24 protein-coding genes are annotated in these 26,101 nt (G+C 57.8%); 11 read left to right on the top strand and 13 right to left on the bottom strand.

The window, feature by feature from the left end; all coding sequences use genetic code 11:
* Positions 1-48 precede the first annotated feature (48 nt).
* The 4 genes from ACYZTU_RS16110 to ACYZTU_RS16095 are packed head-to-tail and all read right to left on the bottom strand — an operon-like array spanning position 49 to position 4,439.
* Positions 49-972 (bottom strand): DUF4340 domain-containing protein, encoded by a 924-nt coding sequence (locus ACYZTU_RS16110; RefSeq protein WP_461964190.1) that lies wholly within the window; start codon positions 970-972, stop codon positions 49-51.
* A gap of 3 nt (positions 973-975) precedes the next feature.
* Positions 976-2,772 carry a GldG family protein gene (locus ACYZTU_RS16105; RefSeq protein ID WP_461964189.1) on the bottom strand — a complete coding sequence of 599 codons (1,797 nt, stop codon included), beginning with the start codon at positions 2,770-2,772 and terminating at the stop codon, positions 976-978.
* A 9-nt stretch (positions 2,773-2,781) separates the two neighbouring features.
* Positions 2,782-3,516 carry an ABC transporter permease subunit gene (locus ACYZTU_RS16100; RefSeq protein WP_461964188.1) on the bottom strand — a complete coding sequence of 245 codons (735 nt, stop codon included), beginning with the start codon at positions 3,514-3,516 and terminating at the stop codon, positions 2,782-2,784.
* On the bottom strand, positions 3,513-4,439 hold the full coding sequence (locus ACYZTU_RS16095) for an ABC transporter ATP-binding protein (protein WP_461964187.1): 927 nt from the start codon (positions 4,437-4,439) through the stop codon (positions 3,513-3,515). The genes ACYZTU_RS16100 and ACYZTU_RS16095 overlap by 4 nt, the downstream gene beginning before the upstream one ends.
* 287 nt (positions 4,440-4,726) lie before the next feature.
* Here ACYZTU_RS16095 and ACYZTU_RS16090 point away from each other — a divergent pair, with 287 nt between their 5' ends.
* From ACYZTU_RS16090 to ACYZTU_RS16075, 4 genes are all read left to right on the top strand, one after another.
* Positions 4,727-4,984, top strand: coding sequence for a hypothetical protein (locus tag ACYZTU_RS16090; protein WP_461964186.1), 258 nt, complete (start codon positions 4,727-4,729; stop codon positions 4,982-4,984).
* 5 nt (positions 4,985-4,989) lie between these two features.
* A complete protein-coding gene (locus tag ACYZTU_RS16085) occupies positions 4,990-6,057 on the top strand; it encodes a hypothetical protein (RefSeq protein WP_461964184.1) in 1,068 nt (355 codons plus the stop codon).
* Positions 6,041-6,565 (top strand): fimbrial protein, encoded by a 525-nt coding sequence (locus ACYZTU_RS16080; RefSeq protein ID WP_461964182.1) that lies wholly within the window; start codon positions 6,041-6,043, stop codon positions 6,563-6,565. The genes ACYZTU_RS16085 and ACYZTU_RS16080 overlap by 17 nt, the downstream gene beginning before the upstream one ends.
* Positions 6,566-6,864: 299 nt before the next feature.
* A complete protein-coding gene (locus ACYZTU_RS16075; protein ID WP_461964180.1) occupies positions 6,865-7,371 on the top strand; it encodes a fimbrial protein in 507 nt (168 codons plus the stop codon).
* Positions 7,372-7,434: 63 nt separating this feature from the next.
* On the opposite strand, the gene ACYZTU_RS16070 is transcribed toward ACYZTU_RS16075, so the two are convergent.
* From ACYZTU_RS16070 to ACYZTU_RS16045, 6 genes are all read right to left on the bottom strand, one after another.
* Positions 7,435-8,010 (bottom strand): MrpH family fimbial adhesin, encoded by a 576-nt coding sequence (locus ACYZTU_RS16070; RefSeq protein WP_461964178.1) that lies wholly within the window; start codon positions 8,008-8,010, stop codon positions 7,435-7,437.
* A gap of 286 nt (positions 8,011-8,296) precedes the next feature.
* Positions 8,297-8,836, bottom strand: coding sequence for a fimbrial protein (locus tag ACYZTU_RS16065; protein WP_461964176.1), 540 nt, complete (start codon positions 8,834-8,836; stop codon positions 8,297-8,299).
* A gap of 9 nt (positions 8,837-8,845) precedes the next feature.
* Complete coding sequence (locus tag ACYZTU_RS16060; RefSeq protein ID WP_461964174.1) at positions 8,846-9,343, bottom strand: fimbrial protein; 498 nt, start codon at positions 9,341-9,343, stop codon at positions 8,846-8,848.
* An 8-nt stretch (positions 9,344-9,351) separates the two neighbouring features.
* Positions 9,352-10,107 carry a fimbria/pilus periplasmic chaperone gene (locus tag ACYZTU_RS16055; RefSeq protein WP_461964172.1) on the bottom strand — a complete coding sequence of 252 codons (756 nt, stop codon included), beginning with the start codon at positions 10,105-10,107 and terminating at the stop codon, positions 9,352-9,354.
* A 28-nt stretch (positions 10,108-10,135) separates the two neighbouring features.
* Entirely contained in the window at positions 10,136-12,610 is a 2,475-nt protein-coding gene (locus ACYZTU_RS16050; protein WP_461964170.1) for an outer membrane usher protein, read from the bottom strand.
* Positions 12,611-12,880: 270 nt separating this feature from the next.
* Entirely contained in the window at positions 12,881-13,435 is a 555-nt protein-coding gene (locus ACYZTU_RS16045) for a fimbrial protein (RefSeq protein ID WP_461964168.1), read from the bottom strand.
* Positions 13,436-13,919: 484 nt separating this feature from the next.
* Here ACYZTU_RS16045 and ACYZTU_RS16040 point away from each other — a divergent pair, with 484 nt between their 5' ends.
* The gene (locus ACYZTU_RS16040; RefSeq protein ID WP_461964167.1) at positions 13,920-14,669 is read left to right on the top strand and encodes a fimbrial biogenesis chaperone; all 750 of its coding nucleotides are present in this window, start codon (positions 13,920-13,922) and stop codon (positions 14,667-14,669) included.
* A 115-nt stretch (positions 14,670-14,784) separates the two neighbouring features.
* Here ACYZTU_RS16040 and ACYZTU_RS16035 read toward each other — a convergent pair whose 3' ends face one another.
* Both ACYZTU_RS16035 and ACYZTU_RS16030 read right to left on the bottom strand, forming a co-directional pair.
* Positions 14,785-18,348, bottom strand: coding sequence for a transporter substrate-binding domain-containing protein (locus tag ACYZTU_RS16035; RefSeq protein WP_461964165.1), 3,564 nt, complete (start codon positions 18,346-18,348; stop codon positions 14,785-14,787).
* A gap of 10 nt (positions 18,349-18,358) precedes the next feature.
* Positions 18,359-18,982: a response regulator gene (locus tag ACYZTU_RS16030; protein ID WP_461964163.1), complete on the bottom strand. Its 624-nt coding sequence runs from the start codon at positions 18,980-18,982 to the stop codon at positions 18,359-18,361.
* A gap of 75 nt (positions 18,983-19,057) precedes the next feature.
* On the opposite strand from ACYZTU_RS16030, the gene ACYZTU_RS16025 reads away from it, so the two are divergent.
* The 4 genes from ACYZTU_RS16025 (at position 19,058) to lpxO (ending at position 23,446) form a co-directional block, all read left to right on the top strand.
* The gene (locus ACYZTU_RS16025) at positions 19,058-20,434 is read left to right on the top strand and encodes an EAL domain-containing protein (RefSeq protein WP_461964161.1); all 1,377 of its coding nucleotides are present in this window, start codon (positions 19,058-19,060) and stop codon (positions 20,432-20,434) included.
* 32 nt (positions 20,435-20,466) lie between these two features.
* Positions 20,467-21,075 (top strand): thiol:disulfide interchange protein DsbA/DsbL, encoded by a 609-nt coding sequence (locus ACYZTU_RS16020; protein ID WP_461964159.1) that lies wholly within the window; start codon positions 20,467-20,469, stop codon positions 21,073-21,075.
* 96 nt (positions 21,076-21,171) lie between these two features.
* Complete coding sequence (locus ACYZTU_RS16015; RefSeq protein ID WP_461964157.1) at positions 21,172-21,660, top strand: chemotaxis protein CheY; 489 nt, start codon at positions 21,172-21,174, stop codon at positions 21,658-21,660.
* Between the two features lie 886 nt (positions 21,661-22,546).
* On the top strand, positions 22,547-23,446 hold the full coding sequence (gene lpxO / locus ACYZTU_RS16010; protein WP_461964155.1) for a lipid A hydroxylase LpxO: 900 nt from the start codon (positions 22,547-22,549) through the stop codon (positions 23,444-23,446).
* Between the two features lie 6 nt (positions 23,447-23,452).
* Here the strand turns inward: lpxO and ku are convergent, their stop codons facing one another.
* Positions 23,453-24,334: a non-homologous end joining protein Ku gene (ku, locus tag ACYZTU_RS16005; protein WP_461964153.1), complete on the bottom strand. Its 882-nt coding sequence runs from the start codon at positions 24,332-24,334 to the stop codon at positions 23,453-23,455.
* Between the two features lie 203 nt (positions 24,335-24,537).
* Between ku and ACYZTU_RS16000 the strand changes: the two genes are divergently transcribed.
* Both ACYZTU_RS16000 and ACYZTU_RS15995 read left to right on the top strand, forming a co-directional pair.
* Positions 24,538-24,894 carry a hypothetical protein gene (locus ACYZTU_RS16000; RefSeq protein WP_461964151.1) on the top strand — a complete coding sequence of 119 codons (357 nt, stop codon included), beginning with the start codon at positions 24,538-24,540 and terminating at the stop codon, positions 24,892-24,894.
* Between the two features lie 51 nt (positions 24,895-24,945).
* Positions 24,946-26,097 carry a PQQ-dependent sugar dehydrogenase gene (locus ACYZTU_RS15995; protein ID WP_461964149.1) on the top strand — a complete coding sequence of 384 codons (1,152 nt, stop codon included), beginning with the start codon at positions 24,946-24,948 and terminating at the stop codon, positions 26,095-26,097.
* Positions 26,098-26,101 lie beyond the last annotated feature (4 nt).

The following is a 26,101-nucleotide window of genomic DNA, read 5'->3' as shown; positions in this document are numbered from 1 at the left end:
TTCTATCTTAATTCGTCGTGCCACGCGCGAGTCTTTTGACGCATACGGCTAGAAGCGGCGCACCAGCGGCCCTTCGACGCGCAGCACCCGATTAACGTGGGGGTTGACCCGCTCCGGGGCAAACCCCTGGATGGTTTTGAGCTTGACCCAGAACTGGCCGTCACGCTGGCGCATCTGGCCGCTGAGTTTGCCACCGGAAAAGGTCAGCAGCTCGAAGCTCAGGTCCGGTCGCTTCATCAGGTCAAGGTCGGTATCGGCCGCCACGTCGCTGATCGTCAGTTGGCCAAAAAGCCGCGCCAGGTCGTTGGCCCCGGCCTCATCCATGACGCGGGGGCGAGTCGGGTACTGGCTGACCTTAAGCAGCGGCTGCCGGGCTGAGTCGCGATAGATCTTCAGTCGGGCGCCATTGGGGTAGGACAGTGATAGCTGGCGGATTTGCTCGAAAGGAATCCGCGTCAGGTGACGGTCGATCCAGGCCACAGGGCTCTGCGGCAGAGGCAGGTGGCTATCGAGCAACCAGGGAGTGTCGTCGTCGCCCCGGCGCACCAGTTGCCCGCCTTGCTGCACCTGCTTGCCGAGCCACAGCTCAAGCGGTGCCTGGCCCTGGCGCTCAAGGGTCAGGCGGCTGGCCTGTTCGCTCAGGCCCAGGGTCTCGAGGTGTTGCGGCAGGCTGCTCTGGGCTTCGACTTGGCGGGCGCTGTCCAGTGCTCGCAGCAAGGTGACGATTCCGCTCGGTGCGGCCGGGAAGTCTTGCCAGGACGTCAGTACCCAGCGCCCGTCACGCCGTTCAGCGCGAATATCGGCTTGTCCGGGCCTGGCGATCACTAGGGCGCTCACTGTGCCGACTTTGAGTTCCGGCAGCCACGGTGCGTTCGGCGGCGGCTCGGCGGCCGGCGCTGGAAGGAGATGGACCAGCGCGCCGATAAACAGGGCGCAGGCGACGCTGAGCCCGACCAGACTTATGCCACGCATTGTTCAGTGTCCTCGTGCATGGCGCTGGCGCCGTACGGCCAGTACCAGCAGCAGGGACAAGCCCAGCAGCATGGGGATCAGCGCGATATTGAGTAGTTTAAGGGTACGCCCCAAGGCATCGACCTCGTGATTGAGCTGGTACTGCAACGTGCGTAGGTCCTGGCGCAATTGCCGTTGTTGGCTCATGTGCTGCTCCAGCGCCTGGCGCTGCTCTTGCGGTAGATCGGCCTCATGGGGGTCGGGATTGTGTTGCAGGCTGGCCAAGGTGCGTTCGGTGTCGACCAGGCTTTGCTGCAGTTGTTTGTAGGTGGCCTGGAAGCGCACCTGGGCCTGTCGTTGCAACTCGTCCACGACGCTGAACGGACGACTGAAGCGGCCCCGCGAACGCAGGCTGATCAGGGCGTCGGAGCCGGCCAGGTAATCCAGGGTGTTGATCACGAAAGCATCGTTGTCCGCCCATGAGCGCAGCAACCCCTTGCCTGGGCGTTGTTGTTCTTCGAGCCATAGGCGGTCACTGAGCAGGTCGGTATCGGCCACCACGATCACATTGATATTCGTGGCGTGCCTAAGGCCGTTTTCGTGGCCCAGAAAACCTTCGGCGAAGGCCGAGTCGGCCGGCCCCTGCAGCCGCGCAGCCAGTGTCTGGCGCTCGCCTTCGGGCTTGAGATTACGCAGCAGATCGCCGAGATCATCCAGCAGGCCGAAGCTCTCGGCATCGAACAGCACGGCGGCCTCTGAGCTTTGTATCAGGGGCACAAAGACCGTGCCGGCGCCCTCAATGGGCGTCAGGACGCCAGCGGTGGCCAGGGTCATGCGTTGCAGGTCAACGGTGCTGATTTCGTCGTCGTTCAGCGCCTCCGGTGGCAGGTTGAGCCAGGTCATCTGCCGCTCCGGACGCTGTCCGCGGCCCGGTGCGATCAACGCGTAGCGCCCATCGGCGAGCACCTTGCCAGGCAGCATCCGAAGGCCCCAGGCGGCGAACAGTCGCGGCAGGCCGGAGGCCTTTTGCGAGGCGGGGTCGGCCTGGCTCAGCGGGTCGACAAACACCAGCAGTTTGCCGCCGCCGAGCACGAACTGGTCGATCGCGTAGAGCGTCGCATCGGGCAACTGCTTGGGATGCACCAGCATCAGCACCGCCAGGTCGGCGGGGATCTGCGTCGGCTCTGGCGGCAGGTGCCGCACCGCGAACTGCCGGGCGGTTTCCTCGAACAGCGCCCAGGGTGGGTTATCGTCGTCTCCCGCCACCGGGAGGCTCGAAAGCACGCCGATGACCGGACGTTTCGGTTGGTCCAGGGCGTGGATCAGGCGGCTGATATCGTATTCGAGTAGCCGCTCCTCGCTGGGCGAGAACAGCGCGATGATTTGGGTTTCGCCCAGGGTGTTGGTCGCTGCCAGCCCGAGGTAGAGCGGCGTCCCACCCTGTTGCAGGGGCACGCCTTGCAGGCCGAAGCGCGCGGCTTTTTCCTCATCCGCAGAAAACGGGGCGGGGTCGATGACCTGCACCTTGAGGCGTTCCGGCGCTTCACGCGCGTAGCTGTGGAGCAGGGCCTCGATGCGTTTGGCGTAGTTGCGCAGCGGTGGCAGTTCCCGGGCCTGGCTGTCGGAGAAGTACAGGCGCAGGGTGATCGGCGTTTGCACACTGGCCAGGACCTGCCGCGTACCGGGGCTTAGGGTATTCAGCCGCTGCTCGGTCAGGTCCAGTTGCACGTCGCGCAGCAGCAGCCCGGCCAGCAGGTTGAAGGCCAGGCAGGCCACGGCGATAAGCACGAGGCCGAGCCCCGAAAACAACAGGCGTTTCATGGCAGGGCCTCACTTGGCTTTATTCAGGTCAATGACGACCGCCGTCGCGCTCAGCCAGGCGACGATCAGACTGATGAAATAGAGCAGGTCGTCGGCACCTATCAGGCCCCGGCTGATAGCCGTGAAATGCTGGGCAAACCCCAGCCCCGCCACCCCATCCACCAGCCACATCGGGGCCCAGGGCAGCAGCGTGTCGCGCACCGGCGCCAGTTCGCTGCCCATGAACAGCAGGCACACGGCAATCGTCAGCACTAACGCGACGATCTGTTGCCGGGCCACGGCCGACATGCACGAGCCAATGGCCAGGTAGGCGCCGGCCAGCAACCAACTGCCCAGGTAGCCAGCCAGGATCGCGCCGTTGTCCGGCGTACCCAGGTAGTTGACGGTCAACACCATGGGGAAGGTCAGCAGCAGTGCCATGCCGGCGATAAGCCAGGCGGCGAGAAACTTGCCGGTGACGCGGGCGAAGTCGCCCACGGGCAGGGTCATTAGCAGTTCGATGGAGCCGTTCTGGCGTTCTTCTGCCCACAGGCGCATGGACAGCGCCGACAGCAGAAACAGATAGAGCCACGGATGGACGTTGAAGAACGGGCCGAGATCGGCCTGATTGCGTGCGTAGAAATCCCCCGGATAGAAAGTCAGGATTCCGGCCAGCGCAACAAAGGCCGCGAGAAACAGGTAAGTCAGCGGGGCTTTCAGGTAACTCGCCAGCTCGCGCCGCACGATCACCATTAACAGTTTCATTGGGTTTGCTCCTGCATCAACTGGCGGTACACCGAGGCGAAACAGTCGCGCTCGGCCTCAAGGCGTTCGAGTGGCCACTGGTGTTCGGCGACCCATTGGCGGATGGTCGGGAAGATCACCGCTCCCGGTTTCGCCAGGACGGTGATTGCGCCCGGCACGCCGGGCGTCTGCTCGACCCGGGCGACCCCCGGCAACAGCACCAGCGCCAGCAGATCGAGGGATTGGGCAGGCGCCAGATGCACCGCGTTATGCAAGCGCGAGCGGCTGGCCAGCGCCTGCGGCGTGGCGCTTTCAACCTGACGCCCACGGTCGATCAGCAGCACGTGGCTGCACAGGGTCGGCACGTCGTCGAGTTGGTGGGTGGACATGATCACCCGTTTGTCCCGGGCAAGATCGCCAATCAGGCTACGCACCACCTGTTGCTGCTGGGGGTCGAGACCCTCGGTGGGCTCATCGAGAATCAGCACGCTTGGCTCGTGGAGAATGGCCTGTGCCAACCCGACCCGGCGCTTGAAGCCCTTGGACAAGCCTTCAATCGGCAGACGGCAGACGCTGCCCAACTCAAGCTGCTCGATGACCCGGGCGATGCGCCGGCGTTTTTCCGCGCCGCGGTAGTCGCGCACGGCGGCGATAAATCCGAGAAAAGCCTGCACCGTCATATCGTCATAGAACGGCGATCCCTCGGGCAAATAGCCAATCAGGCGCTGGGCCTGGCGCGGCTGGCGAGTGATATCGAAGCCCAGGATGTTCGCGCTGCCCCTCGTGGGCGCCACAAACCCGCTAAGCATCTTCAGGGTCGTGGTTTTGCCGGCGCCATTGGGGCCGAGCAGGCCCAGCACTTCGCCTTGCCTGACCTCAAAGGACAGGGCATCGACCAGGAGCCGCCCGCCCAGGTACCGGGTCAGGTGTTTAGCCTCAATCATGGTGTCCCTTGTGAGTGAAAGGCACGCAGCCGCGTCCGCAAAGATCGCAGGACAGATTGGGGGCGCTGCAAGTAAGTAGGCACTGTTCAAAATGTCGGGTAGATGAAATTTCAGTAAATACTACCAGCTTAAACTTGACCAATAAGCCTGTGCGGAAAAGACGGGTCTCAGGCAAGACCGTTCTTGGTGGAGAGCAAGTAAGTTCCTGGATTATTGCAGGGGTTGGTTAATGTAAAATAAGGCGCTTGGCAAGACATTTGCCCCGAGTTTTTAAGGAATGCGCAGATATGTCCCTGCGAAGTATTACTCTCGCCAGTCGTAGCGGCGAAACAATTAATGCCGTGCTGTTATTTGGGTTTTCCGTTCCGCTGATCGGCAAAAACTTTATGGTGTATACCCTTAATGAAGAACTTGAGGTCGGGTATGTCCGGTTGTATATGGCGAGCCTGCTCAAAACAGAGGGGCAATACAGCCTGGGCGCGCTGGAAAGCCGACAGGACCGGGCGCTCGCACTGCAGGCACTTAAACAAATAGTGAAGAGTTGATCACCATGAATCCCAATAAAGCCGAAAGTCATACGTATCACCTGATCAATCTTGAGGGGCAGGAGTTCTTTCCCGGCGCTGTTGATGTACATCAGGCGCTGCGCATGAACAAATCCTTGCTGCTGAACGCGATTTCCAGTCAGTCGACACAGCAGTTCGGTCCGGCCTATGAAACGCCAGCGGCCGAGCCGCTGCGTGTCTCTTACTCGGTAGAAGAGCTGCAGGAATTGCCGACAACCCTGGAAATCGAAAGCGTCGCAAACGACATCGTACCCTCCGAGTTCGCCTCCAGCTCAGGCTTGCAGCCTGTCGATGAAGTGGTGGAGGTGGTCCCTGTGACTACCCAAGCGCTTCCTGTTGTTACGGACGCGGCTCCTGTTACTGCCGAGGCAGTCCCCTTTACTGCCGAAGCATCCGAGCATTCGCCTGAGGAACCCGTCGTGGCCGGTTTGCCCAAGGCTGATTCAACGGAACGTCCGCTCCAGGAATCCTTCAATGTAGCGCTGGTAGCAATGCTGAAGTCCGCACTGCCGGCTGCTCAGGGCGAGGATGAATTCGAGCGTTTGATTAGCGGCACTGTCGGCCATGAAACCGAGTACCTGTTGCAGGATGTGCAAGACACCCTTGGCTCCCTGACTGGCATGGCCAGCCGCCTGGCCGAGCAAAAGAAAGACACCCTTAAACAGCAGAAAACCACGACCCCGGAGGCCGAGACCAACGCACGGGCAGTCGCCGAGCGCAGCAGCGTCCTGGCGCAACTGGCCGAAAGCCTGGAAGCCCGCGAGCGTGCCAGTACCCGCCGGGCCGAATTGCTGCAACAGGAGAACACCCGTACCGAAGAACTTTCGGCGCTGCTGAGTGCGGGCCTGGCGCAACTGCGCAAGCGCAAGGGCGAATTGCAGCGCAAGGGGCTGGAACTGAGTGAAAACCTCAAGCAACTCAAAAGCACCAAGGAGCGTTTCAGCGCCATCGTCAAGAGTTTTAACGAGAGCGTGCAACTGGGCGTTGAGCCGCAAGTGATCAGGCTCAGGGCGGACGAAGATGGAGGGAGCAGGCATGTGGAGCCAGTCTAAGTGCCCGCGCTTTAACCGTCGATGTCTGCGTGTGCTGTGGCTGTTCAGTCTCTCATCGCTTGCCTGGCTTTGGGATGTCGGGCCGGTTCATTCAGCCACGATTGTCAGTATCAGCGGCACGATCCAAGCTAATCCAAGTTGCGTTCTGAACAATAACCAGAACATTGTCATCAGTTTTGGCAATGCGGTCAGAACCGAAGAAATCAACGGCATTAATTACATGCAGCCCGTCTTATTCTCCATAGCCTGCAAGAATTTAAAGACTAATACGGTCAGGTTGCAGATCAAAGGCGTGGCCGACGACCATAACTCCTCTACATTGCAGACCAGTATTCCTGGGCTGGGGTTGGCATTTTATTCCGCACGCCGGTTCGTGGGGGTTAATACCTGGTTTGACGTCGATCATCGTGATGTGCGTTTGGAGGTTGCGCCGTTTAAACTTGTTACGGGAGCAATTTCGGACGGTTATTTTGATGCGCGGGCAACACTGCTGGTGGATTTTCCATGAATAACAAAAGTGGACTTTTTAATTCGGTACTGCTGACATTACTGCTGACGGCAGGGCCTGTTGCATGCACAGCCAGCAGAAGCAGTTGACATATCGTTTGCCGGTAGGATTGACCATTGTTGGTGCGCCGGAAAGTTTCAGTGATAATTACATTGCGACCGACGTTGAAGGCCCACGGGGGCGTTTAATGCTGCCGCGACATTGATGATGAATGTTGAGTGAGCGAGTGCTTAAAAAAGAACGGCTTCGTTTACTAAACGGGCTGTTAATTACATTAATATTTCTATTGGTGAACGCTTGTGAATAAGCATGACTCATTGTCTCAGGCATATGGATTGGTAGCTTTGGTCGTTGCAGGATTGATTGCATCCCCGTGCGTAAACGCGACGGGGATGTCATTTTCCGGAACCTTGATTTCGGCGCCGGTATGCACGATGACTGAAAAGCCAATGGATATAAAGTTCGGTCTGGTGGATGTAATGAAAGTCGATAGTGGGCGCTACGAGCAGCCGGTGGAATATACGCCTAAATGCGTAAATACCGAGCACGCGAGCCAATTCTATGTGTCATTGGCGTTTAAAGGAGATGTGTCAAACTTTGAGAGTTCTTATCTGGCCACGGACAATGTAAACTTGGCCATCAAAGTATGGGATGGTACCAATGTCCTGGCGGTCAATCGGTCTATGCTGGTGTATGACATCACGAAATTTCCCGCGTTGAAAGCCGTGCTGATGAAAAGACCGAATGCCAATTTGAGCGGAGGAAAGTTTAGCGCAACGGCCACATTGAGGATTGATGTGATGTGATGTTATGTTGAGCAAGCGGCGGGATTTGAAAGGTTCGTACTTATAGAGCATGCAGTTTTTATGTCAGTTATAACTCATGACAATAACACCATTGCCCTTGAATTCTCCGCTTTCCGCCTCTTGCGAGTCTGAAGTTAAGGTAGAGGTCACTTGGACCGTGGTCGAGTTTTTCCCTACCTTAAAAGAACACCCATCTGCCAGGTCTTTCCCTTGAATATCCAGCGTCGCGCGCAAGGCGCCGGATCGGCCAAGATCAATCTCCCTAGGGCCATTCAATTTGAGGGTGATGGAGGCTGAACCGCTGCAGGTAATGCTCAGGTTGGCGCTGCTCTTGGCGTTATTGACATGGGCGGATTCGAGCGTGTTGTAATTGATATTTAGTTGTTCAGTCGCGGTACAGATAAGGTTTTTAGGAGGCACTGCCACGCAGCTCATTCCGGGCAGCCATTTTCCAAACTTATTTCCTACTGACACTAAAGACATGCAGTTTGGATTCGTAACCAGAGGGTCAGCTTTTAATTCGCCACTGAGAACTCCGTGTTTTCTAACCCATATTTCTCGGGCTTGTTGCATCGTGGCGCCGGCAGGGATTTGAGTTTTGTCAAAAGGGATGCACAGTGCAGGATTTGATTCGTTCAAGCCGCTTTTTGAACAGCCAACTATCTGGCAAGGTCCGCTGGGGTCGCATATCTCTTACTGGCTAGTCTCGAGTGGCCACAGGACCCTTATATATATTTGAAGTAAGCCAGCTTGACGCATCTCGCACCGAATATATAACAGGTGCGGCCATGCAGATGTTCAGTTGAAGTAAGCAATATATAGCTATGGCGGGTGCGAGTGTTTTATGTTTGATGCCTTGCATGTCATTGGCTCATAATGTTTGAGTGTTTATAAAGTGCAAATGCATCTAAGCAGGGGGGGCGGTTTATTCATATTCCAGCGTGAACATCATGGTTGCGGTGAACTCGCCTCGGGCTATACTTTGCGCGGCCAGTGCTTCGGGTTCTATTTGTAAAAAGGCTTTTAGTGAAATAACCGTTTCGCCTTCTTTCAAGTTCCAGAGCTGGCTCGGTTTATTAAGAGCAATGGCTTGCCCTCCAGGCCGTTCCAAGCCAATGGCGAAGCCACGGGTGTCGCCGCTAAGTGCCAAAAAACCCGGCAACTCAGCACTCTCCACACCACTGAACTGCACCTTGACTGTGCTGTCCTGGCTGATGTCGCAGGATTGCAGGTGCAGTTCAAATAGCTGGCCCAGAGTGCGTTGGTTTTTATAGAGGTACTTGTCGGCGACGACGCCGAACTGCAATTCAACGGCTTCGTCGCCTGGCCTCAAGGTGCAGGGTTCATTAACCAGGGCGCCGTGCAGGTACAGATTGGGAGTCTTGGCGGGTTCGGCCAGCGTTGCGTGGGTAATCATCGCCGTCAGCAAAACCATCCATTTCCCATAGTGCATATAAGTACCCATACAAGCCTCTTATTGATACTCGGCCGTCAGGGTGGCCGTGACCTCGAAGGCGGTGGCCGCCAGCTCAACCGCTGGGTCTTTTACCGGCACCGCCTGAAGCGCGGGCGGATGGTTTGGGTCAATCGCCAGGGCTTTATTGAGGGCCAACGGTTTTCCGTCCTGGAGCATCTCGATACCCAGCCCCGCAACACTGGTCTGCAGGGCTGCCGGGTTAAACGTGGTGGCGTCACCGGAGATTTTCAGGCTCAGGCTCCACTCCAACTGACTGACGTCGCAATGGATCTTGTAGTTAATTGTTTGCCGGTAGTTCACGCCATCGAGCTTGCGGATCGCGATGTTCTGGCCAAAGGCAACATCGATGACCTGGCCCTCGTTGATGGTGCAACTGGGTGGCTCAACCAGTTCGCCAGATAAAAACAGGTTCTGGGCATGGGCAGATGTCATCACGCCCGGCGCCAACAGGCACAGGTATCTGCACAGCTGCGCGCCACTGATCGAAGTTTTCATAATCAGGGTTATTCAGCCTGGGCCAGTGGGTTGGCGGTGCAGGTGTCGCCGCTGCATTGGAACTGCAAGTGCGGGCGGCCACCGTAGTCGTTGACGTAGGTAAGCACTGGCGACTGGCCCAGCGCCTGGGCGTCAATGCTCAGGTTGCCCTTGGTCTTGGGCGCGAGCATCAAAGGTTCAAAACCTTTGACAGACTCACCTTTTGCCGTGCTTTTGGCGTCGACCAGGGTCACGTAGTAAGGCGTCGGGTTGTTCACCACATAGCGATTGCCCTGGCGGGTGAGGGTGATCTGCTCCTGCCAGGGCCTGTTGATTTCTCCGCGATTGGGCACCAGAGCGTCGGGACGATAGAACAGTTTGATCCGAGTCTGCAGGGCGATCTGCAAGGTGTTGGTTTTTTCACTGCGGGGCGGGATTTCCCGCAGGTTGAAATAGAACAGGCTTTCCTGGTCCTGAGGCAGGGACATGGCCGCGGGCAAACCCTGGATTTTCACCTGGCTGCTGGCGCCCGGCTCTAGGCGCTGAATGGGTGGCAGCACCAGCAGCGGAGAGCTGATCTTCTGGCCCTCGGCGTCTTCGATCCAGCCCTGGGCCAGGTACGGCAGTTGCTGGTTCTGGTTGGTAATACTCAGGCTCACGGACTTTTCGGCGGAGGTGTAGATCACCCGGGTCCGGTCCAGGGCAATGGCGGCGACGGCCTGTGTGGCTCCGAGGGTGCAGCCCAGCAGGGTGGCGCCAAGGGTGATAAGTGCGGATCTCTTCATGGGGTTGTTCTCTCAGTCATTAAGGGGGTTAAGCCGCGTCGTTCAGGGTCAGGTCTTCGCGGCACAGCAGGTCAAGCTCGGCGCTGTCCGCTGGTAGGTTTTTCGGCAGGGTCACGACGCAGTGGTCCTTGCCGTCCCAGCGCACCGACATCATCTCGTCGGCCTTGATACCGCTCAGGTAGACGCTACCGCTGTCACTGACGATGCCCGTTTCCTGGCCACGGCGGTTATGCACCGTGGCGCCAAAGGGTGGGGTGGGGCCATGGGGCAGTGTGATAAACGCCATGGCCTTGGTCCCGGAAATCACGTCGAATTTTCGGTAGCCGATGGCGCCCTCGGTCAGGGTGGCCTGGGTTACCGAGCGCGTGGCTTCGACGTTGTCGCCTAGGTTATTCAGGTCGATGCTGGCCTGGTCGCGGTAGTAGGGATTGATGTCGGCAATCACCGCTTTGCCGAAGTAGTTGGTGCTCGTCGCTGGGCCACTGCCGCGTATCGGTACACCACCGACCCCGTCGGTATCGACCAACAGTCGTGTGCCGCCGGGAATGTTCGAGCGGTGCAGGGCGCCGCCGTGGGCAGTCAGGGTCGCGCCACCTTGCACCGAACCACCGATGGCGCTGGATTCGCCAGGCTGGTAGCTGGCGTTGGCGTTGAATCGCGCGTAGTCACCTTCGTGGCTCATGTTGCCGTTGACCGACTGCCCAGTGCGCGAGGAGCCGCCGCTGACCTGGTAGTAGGTCTTGTCGCTGAGGCGGTCGTAGTAGCCGACACTGTGGGTGGTGTTGGCGCTGTTGACCGAGGTGTTGTAGCTGTACGAGCCGCTGCCCCAGGGCAGAGTCAGCGACAGGTAGCCGCCTTGGTCGGAATTACGGTCGGTTTTGTTACTGTAAGCGGTCAACGACAGGCTCAGGTTTTTGAAACGCCCGGCATCGAAATAGCGCGAAAGCGACATGCTGTAGCGGTCGCTGGCGGGGCGATTCCAGTAGGTCTGGCGACTGTAGTTCAGGTAAATACTCACACCCTGCTCGCGAAATTGTTTATTGACGGTGGCGGTGTACATTTCCTTGGCCTTGTTTTGGCGTTGCTGCTGCTCACGGCTCTGGAGGAACTCGGACATGTTCATGTAGTTCTCCTCGGAGAAGCGGTATCCGGCGAACGTGACCTGGCTGTCGTAATCATCGAAGCGCTTGGAATAACTGACGCGATAGGACTTCCCGGTCATGCTACCTTGGGGCAGTGTGGCGCGCGATTGGGTCACGTCCACGGACAGTGCGCCAAGAATCGTCAAGTCGCGCCCGGCACCCAGTGCCACGGCGTTGTAGCCCTGGGTGCCGAGGCCGCCGCCGTACAGCGACCAACCGTTGCTTACCCCCCAGGAGAACTCACCGCCGGCAAACAGCGGGCCGTCGATGTTGTGTTCGCCATCCGATGGGCGTCCTGCGGTCAGCTTGTAGCGCACGCTGCCGGGGCGGGTCAGGTAGGGAATGTTGGCCGTGTCCATCTGGTACTCCTGGACGCTGCCGTCGAGTTCTTCCACCCGCACATCCAGCTTGCCGTTGACGGCATTGTTGATGTCCTGGATGCGAAACGGCCCTGCGGCCACTTGGGTCTCATACAGCAAGCGCCCCTGCTGGCTGACCGTGACCCGCGCGTTACTGGTGGCCACCCCGGTGATTTCCGGGGCATAGCCACGCAGGTTGGGCGGTAGCATGTTGTCGTCCGAGGCCAGGTTGGCCCCGGCGTAAAGAAAGCTGTCGAACAGGTTCGAACTCAGGTAGTCCTCGCCGACGGTCAGGCGTGAACGCAAGGGTGCGATGGCGCGGTAGGCGTAGTAGCGGTTCCAGGTAAAGGAGTGCTGGATCGCTTGCCCGCGACTGCGTTCGGTCTGTCCCTGCATGTCGGCCCGCAGCCGCCAGGCGCCGAGGTTGGCGCCCACAGTGCCGATGACGCTTAAGGAGTCGCTGCGTTTACCTTGCGAAGAGTTGCTCTGGCCGCTGAGGTCGTAATCGAGCAACAGGCCGTTAACCCCTTCATCCCAGCGCGCGGGCGGGTCCCAGTCCGGCGAACTAAACTCGAGCCAGGCTTGGGGAATGTTCAGATAGAGCGCCGAGGCGCCGAGGTCGATACGCATCTCGGTGCCTTCAAGGCTGCTGATATCCAGGCACTGATTGTCATGCCACCAGCGCAGTTGGCTTTTGGCACTGCTCTTGAGATCAAACTTATCGACCAGGGCCGGGGAGATACAGGCCATGCTGTCTTGTGGTGAGTTATCCGGCGCCGTGAACAGTATCGGTTGTTCCATCAGTTCATGTTTATTGATATATACAACAAGGTTGTAAGTGCCAGGCATGACAAAACCGACCTTGGAGAAAACGCTCAGGTCGATACGTTGACTGTCTTCAAGGTCCAAGACATCCGAGTTGAATTGAATGTCTTCAGCAGCATAAGTTGAGAAAACCTGTAAGAGCAGGATAGCGCCGGCCAATACTCTGTATAGGTTCACTTTCGAATACTCTTGAGCTGAATGAGTGCGGACTGAGTAACGCTCTGTTTAATCATCAGGCGTGGGGCATGGCCCGGCACAGACGTTCTGTTGTCCAGTCGGTTGCGAGAGGGTCTGCTGGCTTAGGAAGAGCCTCGATCAATGGTTGAGGAAGCCTTGTGTAAGTGCCGAGTGGCAGGGCAATACAATTATGAGCTGGAATTACAGTAAGCCCCCCAAGACATGCGACGTTCATCGCATGCCTTGGATGGGGGTGATGCGGGTTAAGCCTTACTGGTAAGCGAGGGTAAAGTCGGCCACCGAAGTGAATTCACCCGGGACAACTTTCGGTGCTACTCCACCTTCGGTTTTTGGAGCAGGGTCGCCCTGCAGGTAAGCGGAAAACTGCATGGTGTTATCGCCGCCCTGAATGCCGCGAGCCGTGGAGGGTTCGCCTAGCTTGATCAGCTGGCCGTTACCGTCGGTGATGGCGACGCTGGCACCGCTGGCCGAACCGGTGATGCCCAGCAGGTCAGGGTTGCCGGCCGATTGACTGCCAGAGAATGTTGCGGTGACGGTCTTCAACGTGCCCAGGTCGCAGCTTTCCAGTTTAAGCTGGAAGTTCTGCGGTTTGGATTTTCCGCCATCGGCCAGTGCTTTGTTGGACACCATGCCCAAATCCACGGTTTGGTCGACGGTGTCTGGCGAGATCGAGCAAGGCGCTTCGTTTATCGAGCCTTTGAACGTAACTTTGCCGTGCCCTTGGTCTTTTACCGCGGCGTGAGCCAGCGACATGGTACCAACAGTAAGAACGACGGCAGCGAGCATGGTTTTACGGAAGTCCATTACGGAACCCTTCAAATAGAGATGGATCGCGGCACGCAGATGTGCTTTTTAATAGCCCCCGCTTGAGGCGAGTTTGATCTGCGTAATAAAGATCCGACATGACTGTCGGGGCTTGACTGGACTATGTTAATGACGGCGTTGGGTTTTGCCTACAAGAGACATCTGGAGAGGGCGCAAGAATATTCTTGGTTGTCGGGTGGGGTGATTTAACGCTCATTAAGTTGGCACTGCGGCTTCGTGCTACTTGTGAGGTGTTACTTGCGAAGTAGATGCGCGCTATTGCAAGAATAGTCTTGGGTGATTCGAGCAGTGTCTTGTTGTTTTTGCCAATGGGTGCTTTTCATACTCCGCCTGCGCAACTTATTTGACGGGGTGTTGTTTGCTGCGGCAAATAGTTGCTATTTATTACGTCGTTACTATCAGTTTGGTTTGACGCAACAGTGAGGTGTCGCATGGCGCCTTGCTAAGGACGAGAGGAGGCAATATGTTTTTTAAAGAGAGGGCGCGCAGCGCTTCTCACTTATTGATATGTGGTCTGGGACTTATCGGTGCGGGCCACGCATCGTTCGCCGCGGATGGTGTGGCCGCGAATACATCACGGATCATTTTGAATGCCCAGGAGCGCAATGTGGCCACCCTGATCGGTAACAGCTCCGGCCATGCCGCGTTGGTGCGGGCCTCGATCAGTGGCTCTGGCGCCAATGCCGATTTCTTGCCGCCCTTTATCGCCATGCCGTCGCTGTTTCGTCTGTGGGCCGGTGAGGAGCGGGTGATACGGATCATCAGAACCCCGGGCGCCTTGCCGGCTGATCGTGAGTCGTTGTTTTACTTGCACACCCTGGAGACACCGATTGTCGAAGAAGGGGTCCCAGGGGTGGCCGACCAGTTGGAGAAAGTCGAGCGCATAGCGTTTTTATACCGCCCGCAGCATCTGGTTTCATTACTGGTCGAAGCCCCTCGGCAGTTGCTTTGGCGCCTGGTGAATCGCGGCGATACTCGTTATCTGCGGGTGACCAACCCCAGCCCTTATCACATCGCTTTCGCCGGGCTGCGGGTGGTGGATGGGCAGGTCCTGCAGGAGCTGGGGCCTCAGCACGACTTGCTCGCGCCTTCGGCCAGTCGCGAGTTGCCATTGGCGGCCCATATTCGCGGGCGGCAGGTGGGGGTTGAGTTCGCCGTCAATGACGATAAAGGGCTAAGCACCGCCTTTTTCAGGGCCGAGGCCAGGCTCTGAGCCTCAGCTCCCATCTATTGGCTGGTTTTTCGTGAGCACTGCCCCGGTAATGGATGTCCCCGGTTGCAGTGCTCTGCCTACACACGGCTCAAGGCTCTCGTTGAACGAGGGCCTTTTACGTCAGGTCGGTTTTTATCGCGTCCAGTACGCGCCCCAGCTGCAGGGTAAAGGGTTGCAGGTCATTGAGTCCGATGGGCTGTTCCAGGGCATGTTCGATGGCTTCGCAGGCGCCCAGCAGTTCGGCGCTGGCGATGATCCGCGCCGAGCTCTTGAGACGGTGCGCGGTGCGCTTCATGCTTGGCCAGTCGGACTGGAGCAGGGCCTCTTCCAATACGCGATAGTCCAGGGCATTGCTGTCCAACAGATCCTGCACCAGCTCCTTGCGCTTGTCGGCGGGCAGGTTGGCGAGCAAGCCATCCACCCCATTGTCTGGCGTCGAGCCCACCACTTTGGGCAGTAGTCGAGCGAGCTCAGTGAGGCCCACAGGTTTGACAAGACACTGGTCCATACCCGCTTCGAGGCCTTGCATGTGGTCGCTTTTTTGCGCACTGGCGGTCACGCCGATAATGGTGCAGGGGCGTCGACGCGACCTGCGTTCCAGTTGGCGGATTTCACTGGTCAGTTCGTACCCGTCGAGCTCGGGCATATTGCAGTCGGTGATCAGCAGGTCGAAATCGGTATCCTCCCAGAGGAACAGCGCTTGCAGGCCATTGTTCGCCAGCACTGGCCGGTGACCGAGAAACTCGATCTGTTCCTTAAGCAGCTTAAGGCTGGGTTCATGATCTTCGGCGATCAGCACCGTCAGCGGGCGGGGGCTGGTGCTGGCCGCTATAGGCGCGGGTGGCGGCGCGTCGATGACGGGGCTGGCCACTGTCGCCGGCACGCGCAAGGTGACCGATGTGCCTTGGCCTGGCGTGCTGCTGACCAGCAGGTCGCCGCCCATGATCCGGCTCAGGGATTGGCAGATGGAAAGGCCAAGTCCTGCACCGCTGTTTTTGGTCATGGTGACGCGGGAGAACGGGATAAACAGCGTGGACATTTCCGCTTCGCTGATCCCTAGGCCGGTGTCGCGGACGGTGAATTCCAGATCCAGCGCCCCGGGCGCCGTGATGCGACCCGAGATATCGAGCCAGATATTTCCGCGTTCGGTGAACTTGATCGCGTTGCTCAGCAGGTTCGACAACACCTGCTTGATCTTCAGTGTGTCGACCAGCAGTGCCAGGTCGGCCTGCTGATCGAACCGGGTGTCGATGGTCAGCGCCTTGTGTCTGGCGGTCTCGGTGAATATTGCCGCAATCGGCTCGACGATCTGGCGCAGGGTGGTGCTTTCCAGGTGCAGGCGGGTCTGCCCGGATTCGATGCTGGAGATATCCAGGATGCTGCCCAGTAACCTGAGCAGGCTTTGCGCGGCCTGGTGGGCAATATGAATCGCCTCGTGGTTGGGGCCGGTGACGGGTTCGCGGGTGAGGATGAGCTCCAGCATGCCGATCACGGCGTTCATGGGGGTCCTGATCTCGTGGCTTATGGTCGCCAGGAAGATGGATTTGCTGTGATTGGCCTGGTCCGCGCTTTCCTTGGCCAGTCGTAATTGATCGAGGATGCGCAAGCGTTCGCTGATATCCAGCCAGCCGCAGACTACGCCGATGGTGCGTTGATCCTGATCACGCAGGGGCTCTATCCAATGGTAGATCTCCTGCCTGTGCCCTGTTTGTTGCAGGGTCTGGTCGCCCGCTTGGGCAATGCCGCTCTTTTCCACCTCGGCGTAGGCCAGGCGCCAGGCAGCGAGTGTGTTCGGATCGATCAGGGCATCCAGCTGGCGGGCCTGGGCCGAGGAGTCGGCTGCCGGCTCGAAGGTCCGGGCGTAGGAGGTGTTGAATAGCACCAGGTCGCCGGCCCGGTCCCTGACATAGACCGGGTGCGGGATGCTGTTGACCATGTTTTGCATCAGACCCAGTTGCAGCTGCAACTGCTCGCCCTCGATGGTGCGCTTGAACATGAGCTTGCGCAGGAACACGATCCACACAGCGGTAATCAGCAGCAGCGCGAGCAGTGCGCTGAGCATCTGGTACACCCGCAGGCTAAGACCCTCCCAGTAGAGGGTGTCGGTCGCGGTGTTGGAGCGCCAGCGCCCGGTGATGTCGGCTATCTCGCTGGGAGAGATCTTCAGTAGGGCCTTTTTTAGGATGGACACCAGGTGTGGGTTGTCCAGGTTGGTGGAGATGGCAACATTGGCTTCAACTCCTTTGAAGAGGTTCGAGACCTTCAGGCCGCTGTCATATTTGTAGGCCAGGTAGTAGCGGGCCTGGTTGGTCGAGAGAATGGTGAAGTCGGCTTCGCCATCTCTGACCCGGTTGAGCGCGTCGGCGATGTTCTCTGTGCTTTGCAGCTTGAGCGCCGGGTAGTGACTGGTGATGTAGGGTTCCAGCGCATCCCATTTGGGCAGGGCCAGGGCCAGCGTGTCCGTGGGCTTGGGGCGGAAAGAATCCGGCTGGTCGTTACGCACGATGATGCTATACGGCGTGTTGAAAATCGGCTGGGTAAACAGGTAGTGAGGGTTGCGCTCCGGAGTGTCGGCAAATAGGCTCAGGTCGACGCGCCGTTCATCAAGCGCCTTGATGGCGGACTGCACGTTGGGGGTTCTGACGACTTCGAATTTCAGCCCCGATTCAAGGCGGATCAATTCGAGGATGTCCGAGATCGAGCCGCTGAATTGCCCTACGCCATCGAAGAAGGCATAGGGCGCGAGGTCTTCGCTGATGGCAATCTTGAACGTCCGGTTGCTGTCGAGCAGCGCCTTTTCAGGTGGCTCAAGTTGCTGCAGAAAGTCACCATCATTGCATTTGAGCGTCGATACCCACCAGTTGATGGCGTCGATTTTCTGGCAGCGGCTACGGCTGTCCAGCAATTGATTGAGGATTGCCTTGAGTTGGGTGTCGCCCGGCCGGAGCGCAAAGCCGACTTTTTCGTCACTGCTTTCCACGGCGGTATTGGTCACCAACTGGTTGCTGAAGGTCTGGTTGACCAGGTAGCTGGTGCTGACGGTGTCGCCCAGGTAGGCCAACGAGTTGCCATGCAGGACGGAGGCAATCGCATCGAGGGGCGAGCTGAACGGCGCGATGGTGGCGCTGCGAAAGTACTGCAGTACCTGATCACTGATCAGCCCGTCTTCGCTCAGGGCGATTTTGGAACTGGGATCGCTCAGGTCGATATTGAGCAGTGAGCCGGTCTTGGAATAAAGGGCGATGCGGGTGTAGGCATAAGCGTGGGTCAAGGCGGCGCCGTATTTCTGCGCTTCGGCCTGGTTGCTGGTTTCGATCAGGTCGATGTCACCGCGCGCCAGCGCCTGGAAGGCTTGCTGACGGTTGCTGAAGTGGCGGATTTGCAGTTCGACCCGCAAGGCCTGCTGCAGGCTCTTGAGGTATTCGGCAGTAATACCCTGCAGTTCGCCATTGGAGTCAGTGATGGTAAAGGGCGGGTAGTCGGGCAAGGTAACTCCGACCGTGAGCTTTTTTTTCGTTCGTAGCCAGCCCGTCGTATCTTCCGGCAGGGCGGTGGGAAACACGAATGAGCGAGTCAGCGCGGAGATCCTGCCGTTGTTTTCCATGGCGCGCGCGCAGGGGCTGAGCGCGACTGTCAGGAGGGCGAGCAGCAACCACCGGTATTGGACATTCAGTGTCATTGTTGCGTACTCAAATCAGGCTGAGTTCTTTGGCGATGCTGGCCAGCTCAATGGTGGTGCGGACCCCCATCTTCCTGAGGATATTGACCTTGTGCCCGCTAATGGTCTTGTTGCTCAGGTTCAGCTTGCTGGCGATTTCAAGATTGCTGAAACCCTTGGCCAGCAACTGGAGAATGATGATCTCCTTGTTGGTCAGGCCGCGCATCGGGTCGTTGGCGTCTTTCTCCGAGTCGCGATAGAGCGAAATCACCTCCTTGGGAAAGTACAGGTAGCCGTCCGAAAGCGCGTTGAGCCCTTTGATAAGCTCGTTCAGGTCAGCGCTTTTACTGATAAAGCCCAGAGCTCCGGCCTGCATGCAGCGCACCGCGTAGGTGCTGGCCAGGTGCGAGGTGAAGATCAGTGTCTTGACTTCAATCTGCTCGGAGGCGATCCGTTGCAGCACGGACAGCCCGTCAAGGCTGTCGATTCCGATATCCAACAGCATGTACTCGGGTTCCAGGGTGCGCAGTTTGGTCAGCGCGTCGAAACCATCGGAAGACTCGGCGACTACCTGGTAGCCCTGCTCTTGGAGGACAGCCTTGATAGCGGCACAGATGATCGGATGGTCGTCGACGATAAGTACACGTTTGTTCATGCTTGCCTCGAGTGACTGTCTAGAGGGGACCGTGAGTGAGGACCGGGCCAGTATAGTTGGATCGCGCCTGACGCCATGTTGCGCAGCGTGCACATGCTAACGCATGGGCGAATATGCACACGATATTCGAGAATTCTCTCCCTTCATCCAAGAAATTTCTTGGCACCTTGTTTGTTAAGGTTTGTGCACTTTCTCCTATTGCCCAGGCCTGCCTGTATGCCTCTTCCTGATGTGATTCTGTTTTCCTCGAACGGGCTTCGATCCCAGCACATTGTCGAGCGGATCGCGTGCAGTTCGGCGGGCACGGTTCATGTGGTGGCAGGGGGCGAGTTCGTGTCGGGCGCCGAGCTCCTGTCGCTGAATGTCGGCCTAGTGATTTGTGATTCATTCCACTCGGGCCGTGAAGTGTCGCTGTTCCGTCAATTGTGCGAGCAGGGCGAGGGTTTCTCGACTTTGGAAAACTCCGATCTGGAGGCCAGCGCAGCCTGGGGTGTCGGGCGTTTTGTCAGCCTGGGGCGCAAGCACTGTTGCGGCCGCTATAGAGGTCTGCCCAGCCAGATGCAAATCACCGCGGCGGTAATGAGAGCGACTCTGCAACAGCGATGTATGCGCGATCCGTCGAAAAGCCCACCGCGGGCACGCCAGCCGACCCGTGTACCGGGAAACGAATGGCAGCCCCTGCATGTCGGCAAGGCCCTTGAGACACGCCAGATCGAACCTTTCTATCAGCCCAAACTGTGCCTGATAACCCAGCGAATTCTCGGTGTTGAGGTGCTGGCACGCTGGCGTCATCCGGAGCAAGGCGTGCTCCCACCCAGCAGCTTCCTGCCGGCCATAGGCCAGCTAGACCTGCATCGGCCTCTGTTCGAGTGCTTGTTGGAGCAGGCCCTGAAGGTGCATCGCAGGGTGTTGCGCCTGGGCCAGGCCTTGGCTTTTTCATACAACATCGAAACCAGCCAACTGCTGGAAGAGGGCTTCGCCAGCCGCTTGCTCGTTCAACTAAAAGCAGCCGGGATCGCGCCTGGCCTGATCACGCTGGAAATCACCGAAAAAGGAGCCATGGCTTTTGACATGGCGGTGATTGAGAACATCACGCTGATAGTTCAAGGCGGTATCCACCTGTCGCTGGATGATTTCGGCAGTGGGTTTTCGTCCATCGAGCGCCTGGCGCAGATCCCTTTCACGCAGATCAAGCTCGACGCAGATTTTATTGCCTGCGCCCTGGATATCCGGCATAGCCGAATCATCAAATGCGTCTGCGCGCTCGCCAAGTCACTGGGCATGGAAGTCGTGGCCGAAGGCGTGGAAACCGAAAAGCAGCGCCAGCACCTGAAGGAACTCGGTGTCGATGCTGCCCAGGGGTATCTGTTTCACAAACCCATGGATGGCCTCTCCCTGGTCAGCATTTTGTCGGACGCCAGCGCGGGTTTCTCGCGGTTGGTGCACGGCTGACTGCACCCCATTTTCAGCTCCATGGAGTTCTTATGCGTCATTGTTTTCTGAGCACCGTTCTGCTCTCTACCGCCTTGCTCAGCCGGGCCCCACATGCGGCTGATCAGTATGTCGAATTGCCCGGCAGTTTCGCCGTCAAGCAGCAGGACAAGATCCAGGTCCTGGAGTTGTTCGCCTACGGTTGCGGGCATTGTTTTGATCTGGAAGAGGCGATCAACCCATGGATCGAGAAACTGCCGGTGGATGTCGATTTCAACCGGGTTCCGGCCATGTTCGGCGGGATCTGGGACGCCCACGGCCAGTTGTTCCTGACCTTGCAGGCCATGGGCGTCGACTACCGGGTGCACCGCGCAGTGTTCCAGGCGATTCGCAATCGCCAGCGACTGGCGACGCCTGAGCAAATGGCTGAGTTCCTGGAGGGGCAGGGCATCGATAAAGACAAGTTTCTCGGCACCTTTCATTCGTTTGCGGTGCAGGCCAAGGTCACTGATGCCAAACAGAAAATCGCAGCTTATGAGGTCACGGGCGTGCCGGCGATGGTGGTGGACGGCAAATACCGTTTCGACCTGAGTGCCGGCGGAGCGCAGGGCATGTTGCAGTTGGCGGACCGGTTGATTGCCCGTGAGCGCGCCGCTCGTTGAATCGTTTAACACCCAGCTTCACTGGTCCGGTCCCTGGTGTCAGCCAAGAGGCCGGTGTGATGTTCTCAGGTACTCGCTAGGATTGCAGGTCATCTCATGATTAATAAAGCGCTGCGTATTTTGATCGCCGATAAGCACCATCCGCAGTCATTGAGCATTGAGAAGATGCTCAATCGGCTTGGCTATTACTGCGTCGCTTCTGTCTGTTCGTTCGAAGAGGTCGAGTGCTTGAGTGGGTACGGCGCAATAGCCTTCGATTTGTTGGTGATCAATGCCGACCTTCTTCAGCAGCAAGCAGGGGTGACGCGCCTGGCCTGCCTGGACCTGTCCAATATCAACAATATAGTGCTTTATGGTGCCAATGGTTGTGTTGTCGACATGGCGGGCAACGCTGCCCTCAGTCTGGACCTTCCCTTATGTGTAATGGTGGGCGCTCCCGAGTACCGGACCTTGGAAGCGCGGTTGGCCTTGATCGACAGGCAATATCGGCACATTAACGCCTCGGTGGTAATACCTTCGCATGCAAGCGGTCGTTATGATCGTCTCGGGCGAGCACAGGCAGGCTCTTCAGCGCGGGTTGTATGAGTTACATCCGAGCTGACGGGTGACTCTCAAAGCCTCGATCAATGACGCAGACGATGTATGCAATACAATTTCAATATTAAGGAGGTGAAGTATTAACATGTATTTTAGCTTTCTAATTAGGGCTGGCGGCGCTATGTGGTTCGGTATTTTTAGTGAATACTGATGGGCGTTTTCCATTGATAGATAATAGGAGGTAGTTTGTTTTTGTTAAAAGTCCTGCTTGCAGCGTATCTGACTCCTGTGATCTCGAAATGAAGGTCAGGTGCCGTACTCGGGAGTGCCAAGGCCTTTAAATGATGGAATATAAGTAATTTAGATCGGGCAGCGTAATAGTTGATACCGGTTTTGATACCAAATGCCGCTCTTTGAGGCGTTTTTGTGCGGCACCCTGCGCGCCAAGCTACTGATTTATATACGCTTTAAGCATCATTACGTGCTAATAAGATCGCATCGTGATGTTAGCTGTAGAGATCAAAGGTTTTCCAGCGAAGCATTCAGAGTAGCTAGGGTTGCGGCAGTACCGATTCAGTACCCGTTTCCGGTATTCGAACCACAGGAATTGCATCCCGGTCAGAAGCGGAAGGTCCATCTGGCAATAAGTGGACAACAGCAATGGAGCGCTTGGCCCGAGTCGAAGTGCGCTGAGACGGGGTTCATTCCCATCATCAACCAAGGGGGGCGCGTAATGTTTGGCGGCGATTGTACTGGTCTGGCTCTTTAAACGATAGGATGTTAAAACCGCACGGCCGCTTTGGCAGCATCAGCGGACAGATTTTCACCGTTGAAGGTTAACTATTAGTTACAAACTGTGGCTAAAATGCCAAGCCCCTTGGCCGATTGGCCGGCAAGGACGCCGCTTGTTCACTTCAGACGTGTGACGATTTCTGTGAAACTGATCATTGCCGCTATTTACGTTGTATCCATTGCGTACGTCCACTTGCGCGGACGCGTGCGCCACAAGCTGGGCCGCCAACTGAGCGACCACTCGACGTTTCTGGCGCCGATCAACTGCTTCCTTTATCTGTTCTCGAAAATCCCCAGCAAGCCTTATCTCAACCCGGTCGATTTCCCTGATCTGAGTCCGTTGCAGGACCATTGGGAAGAAATTCGCGCCGAGGGCCAGGACCTGCTCAAGGCTGGAGAGATCAAGCGCTCGAATCAATACGACGACGTCGGCTTCAACTCGTTCTTCAAGACTGGCTGGAAACGTTTCTACCTGAAGTGGTACGGCGACAGTCATCCTTCGGCCATGAAACTCTGCCCCCGTACCACCGAACTGGTGCAAAGCATCGGCTCCATCAAGGCCGCGATGTTTGCTGAGTTGCCACCGGGTTCGAAACTGGTCCGTCACCGCGATCCTTATGCCGGCTCCTATCGTTATCACCTGGGCCTGGAAACACCGAACGATGCCGGTTGCTACATCAACGTCGATGGTGAGAACTACCACTGGCGCGACGGTGAAGCGGTCATGTTCGACGAGACTTTCATTCATTACGCCGAAAACACCACCCAGCAGAACCGCATCATTCTGTTCTGTGACGTCGAGCGTCCGATGAAGTATCGCTGGGCGACGGCGTTCAATGGCTGGTTCAGCCGTAACGTGATGTCGGCGGCAGGCGCGCCGAACGATGTCGGTGACAAGACCGGTGGTATCAACCGATTGTTCACCAAAATATATAAAATTCGCCTGCGGGGCAAAGCGCTCAAGAAGAGTAACCGCAAGCTCTATTACCTGGAGAAGTGGGCGGTCTTTGGCGGATTACTGGCGATTTTTGTACTGATTTGACCCACCTCAGCCGCTAGACTGCTTCGTGGCTTTTTTCTCCGCGGGCTTGGAGGCGGATTTGGCTTTGGACGCCGGCTTCTCAGCGGCTTTACCGGCACTTTTGCCCCCGAGGCTGCGTTTAAGCAGTTCGGTCAAATCAATAACATCCGCGGTTTTACGCTCCTCTTCACCCGTCGCCGTTTCCACATCCTCGATCTTGCCTTCATTAGCCTTCTTCTCAACCAGCGCCATGATCTTGTCTTCAAAGCTGTCGCGATAATCCTCGGGCTTCCAGTCGGCGCTCATGTCTTCAACCAGTCGTTTGGCCATGTCCAGTTCACCCTTGGCCAGTTCGGGCTTGGTGACTTCACTGCCCAGTTCGAGCGTATCCAGACTTCGCACTTCGGCAGGCCAGCGCAGCATCACCAGCACCATCGCCGATTCCAGCGGCATCAGCGCCGCCAGATGCTGACGGGTATGCAATACAACGTGTGCGAGGGCGACCTTGTTGGTTTTGCTTAACGTTTCGCGCAACAGCGCATACACCTTGCCGCCGCGTTTATCCGGTGCGAGGTAGTAGGGCGTATCGATGTTTTGCAGTGGGATCTGTTCGCTGTCGACAAATGAAAAGATGTCGATGGTCTGAGTGGACAGTGGGTGCGCCGACTTGATTTCCTCTTCGCTGAGAACCACATACCGACCCTTTTCGTGCTGCACACCTTTAACGATGTGTTCCTTGGTGACTTCCTTGCCGGTGACCTTGTTGACGCGCTTGTAGCCCACCGGGTCCATGCTGCGGCTGTCGAGCCAGTCGAAATCCACCCCTTGAGAAGACGTCGCCGAGACCAGCGCGACAGGGATATGCACCAGACCGAAACTGATTGCGCCTTTCCAGATTGCACGTGCCATTGTCGTCTTCTCGCGAGTGATGTTCAGGTGACTGGTGACGCTGTGCAAAAGTTTCAGCGGGTTGCGGCCCGGTCAGGCGGGCGGATCGGCGGTGGGGTCAACTCGTGTTACATCTTGTGAAAGAGGTTTTAGTTAACAAATCCGAACCTCGGGCGTAGCGTGCAATCGAAGACCCTATCCACGCCGATGTCGAGAGGCTCCCCATGAACAGATTTGTGCTCGGCTGCACCGCGTTGGCGCTGAGTGGCGTGCTGAGCAATCTGGCCCACGCCGACAGCGCAGCGTCAGCTTCTTCATTGCTGTTGGCCCAGAGCCCGACGGGCAACACCAGCAATCCTTACAACAGCCCGATTCGCCGGGCCAATCCAAACAGCATGCAAGGCACGCAACCCAGCGCGCCGGCCATCCGTGGGCCGAACACAGTGCCCGTGCCGCGCCCACCGACGCTTGACAACGGTGGTGTTGGCAACCGCTACCCCCAAGAACGGCCGCCTCCCGCCAACTCACCGAAATTCATCCCCAATCCACCTCATCGAGACGCGGACACCAGCAACCGTTGAACGGCAGGACAGCGTTCTTTCAGGCCATTCGAACGACAAAAGGAATCGTGCATGTTGCGTAAGACTCTTCTGGCCACACTGTGTGCCGGCGCACTGATCACCGCCACAGCACCCGTTTTCGCGGCGCCGACCCAGAATTTGAAAAGCGAACAGGGCACCCTTGAGGTGACGCAGATTACCAAAGGGCTCGAACATCCCTGGGCCTTGGCGTTTCTGCCCGATCGGCAAGGGATGCTGGTGACCGAACGGCCCGGCAACCTGCGGGTGGTCAACACCGACGGTAAACTTTCCGCTCCGCTCAGTGGCGTACCAAAGGTGTGGGCCAAGGGGCAGGGCGGTTTACTGGATGTGGTGTTGTCGCCTGACTTCAAGCAAGACCGCACGGTCTATCTGTCTTACGCCGAAGGTGGCGGTGAGGGCGACAAGGCCGGGACGGCGGTCGGTCGCGGACGTCTGTCTGACGACCTGACCGCCATCAAGGATTTCAAAGTGATTTTCCGCCAGGAGCCAAAGCTTTCGGTTGGTAACCACTTTGGTTCGCGCCTGGTGTTCGACCGTGACGGCTATTTGTTCATCACCCTTGGCGAGAACAACGACCGGCCGACGGCTCAGGACCTCGACAAGCTGCAAGGCAAGATCGTGCGGATCTATCCGGACGGCAAGGTGCCGGATGATAACCCCTTTGTCGGTCAGGCCGGCGTACGCCCGGAAATCTGGTCCTATGGCCAGCGCAATCCGCAAGGCGCGGCGCTCAATCCGTGGACCGGCACCCTCTGGGAAAACGAGCACGGTCCCCAGGGTGGCGACGAAATCAACATCATCGTGCGAGGCAAGAACTATGGCTGGCCGATGGCAACTCACGGCATCAACTATTCTGGCCAGCCGATACCGGAAGCCAACGGTAAATCCGCCGAAGGCACCGTCGCACCGCATCATGTCTGGGAAAACTCGCCCGGCCTCAGCGGCATGGCGTTCTACGATGCTGATCGCTTCAAGGCCTGGCAGCACAACGTGTTTATCGGCGCGCTGGTGAGTCAGGAGTTGATCCGCTTGCAGTTTGACGGCGACAAAGTGGTGCACGAAGAGCGTTTGCTCGGTGAACTCAACAAGCGCATTCGCGATGTGCGGCAGGGGCCGGACGGGTATGTGTATGTGTTGACCGATGAAGACGACGGGGCGCTGTACAAAGTCGGATTGAAGTAACCAG

It is taken from the genome of Pseudomonas sp. HLT2-19-2, from assembly GCF_054898005.1.
Note: the sequence above shows the minus strand (reverse complement) of the source record. Positions and strands in the feature narration are given on the sequence as shown.

Excerpts from the sequence above, each read along its gene's own strand:
- ACYZTU_RS16110 (WP_461964190.1), bottom strand. The coding sequence starts at position 972 with ATGCGTGGCATAAGTCTGGTCGGGCTCAGCGTCGCCTGCGCCCTGTTT.
- ACYZTU_RS16105 (WP_461964189.1), bottom strand. The coding sequence starts at position 2,772 with ATGAAACGCCTGTTGTTTTCGGGGCTCGGCCTCGTGCTTATCGCCGTG.
- ACYZTU_RS16100 (WP_461964188.1), bottom strand. The coding sequence starts at position 3,516 with ATGAAACTGTTAATGGTGATCGTGCGGCGCGAGCTGGCGAGTTACCTG.
- ACYZTU_RS16095 (WP_461964187.1), bottom strand. The coding sequence starts at position 4,439 with ATGATTGAGGCTAAACACCTGACCCGGTACCTGGGCGGGCGGCTCCTG.
- ACYZTU_RS16090 (WP_461964186.1), top strand. The coding sequence starts at position 4,727 with ATGTCCCTGCGAAGTATTACTCTCGCCAGTCGTAGCGGCGAAACAATT.
- ACYZTU_RS16085 (WP_461964184.1), top strand. The coding sequence starts at position 4,990 with ATGAATCCCAATAAAGCCGAAAGTCATACGTATCACCTGATCAATCTT.
- ACYZTU_RS16080 (WP_461964182.1), top strand. The coding sequence starts at position 6,041 with ATGTGGAGCCAGTCTAAGTGCCCGCGCTTTAACCGTCGATGTCTGCGT.
- ACYZTU_RS16065 (WP_461964176.1), bottom strand. The coding sequence starts at position 8,836 with ATGGGTACTTATATGCACTATGGGAAATGGATGGTTTTGCTGACGGCG.
- ACYZTU_RS16060 (WP_461964174.1), bottom strand. The coding sequence starts at position 9,343 with ATGAAAACTTCGATCAGTGGCGCGCAGCTGTGCAGATACCTGTGCCTG.
- ACYZTU_RS16055 (WP_461964172.1), bottom strand. The coding sequence starts at position 10,107 with ATGAAGAGATCCGCACTTATCACCCTTGGCGCCACCCTGCTGGGCTGC.
- ACYZTU_RS16045 (WP_461964168.1), bottom strand. The coding sequence starts at position 13,435 with ATGGACTTCCGTAAAACCATGCTCGCTGCCGTCGTTCTTACTGTTGGT.
- ACYZTU_RS16040 (WP_461964167.1), top strand. The coding sequence starts at position 13,920 with ATGTTTTTTAAAGAGAGGGCGCGCAGCGCTTCTCACTTATTGATATGT.
- ACYZTU_RS16035 (WP_461964165.1), bottom strand. The coding sequence starts at position 18,348 with ATGACACTGAATGTCCAATACCGGTGGTTGCTGCTCGCCCTCCTGACA.
- ACYZTU_RS16030 (WP_461964163.1), bottom strand. The coding sequence starts at position 18,982 with ATGAACAAACGTGTACTTATCGTCGACGACCATCCGATCATCTGTGCC.
- ACYZTU_RS16025 (WP_461964161.1), top strand. The coding sequence starts at position 19,058 with ATGTTGCGCAGCGTGCACATGCTAACGCATGGGCGAATATGCACACGA.
- ACYZTU_RS16020 (WP_461964159.1), top strand. The coding sequence starts at position 20,467 with ATGCGTCATTGTTTTCTGAGCACCGTTCTGCTCTCTACCGCCTTGCTC.
- ACYZTU_RS16015 (WP_461964157.1), top strand. The coding sequence starts at position 21,172 with ATGATTAATAAAGCGCTGCGTATTTTGATCGCCGATAAGCACCATCCG.
- ku (WP_461964153.1), bottom strand. The coding sequence starts at position 24,334 with ATGGCACGTGCAATCTGGAAAGGCGCAATCAGTTTCGGTCTGGTGCAT.
- ACYZTU_RS16000 (WP_461964151.1), top strand. The coding sequence starts at position 24,538 with ATGAACAGATTTGTGCTCGGCTGCACCGCGTTGGCGCTGAGTGGCGTG.
- ACYZTU_RS15995 (WP_461964149.1), top strand. The coding sequence starts at position 24,946 with ATGTTGCGTAAGACTCTTCTGGCCACACTGTGTGCCGGCGCACTGATC.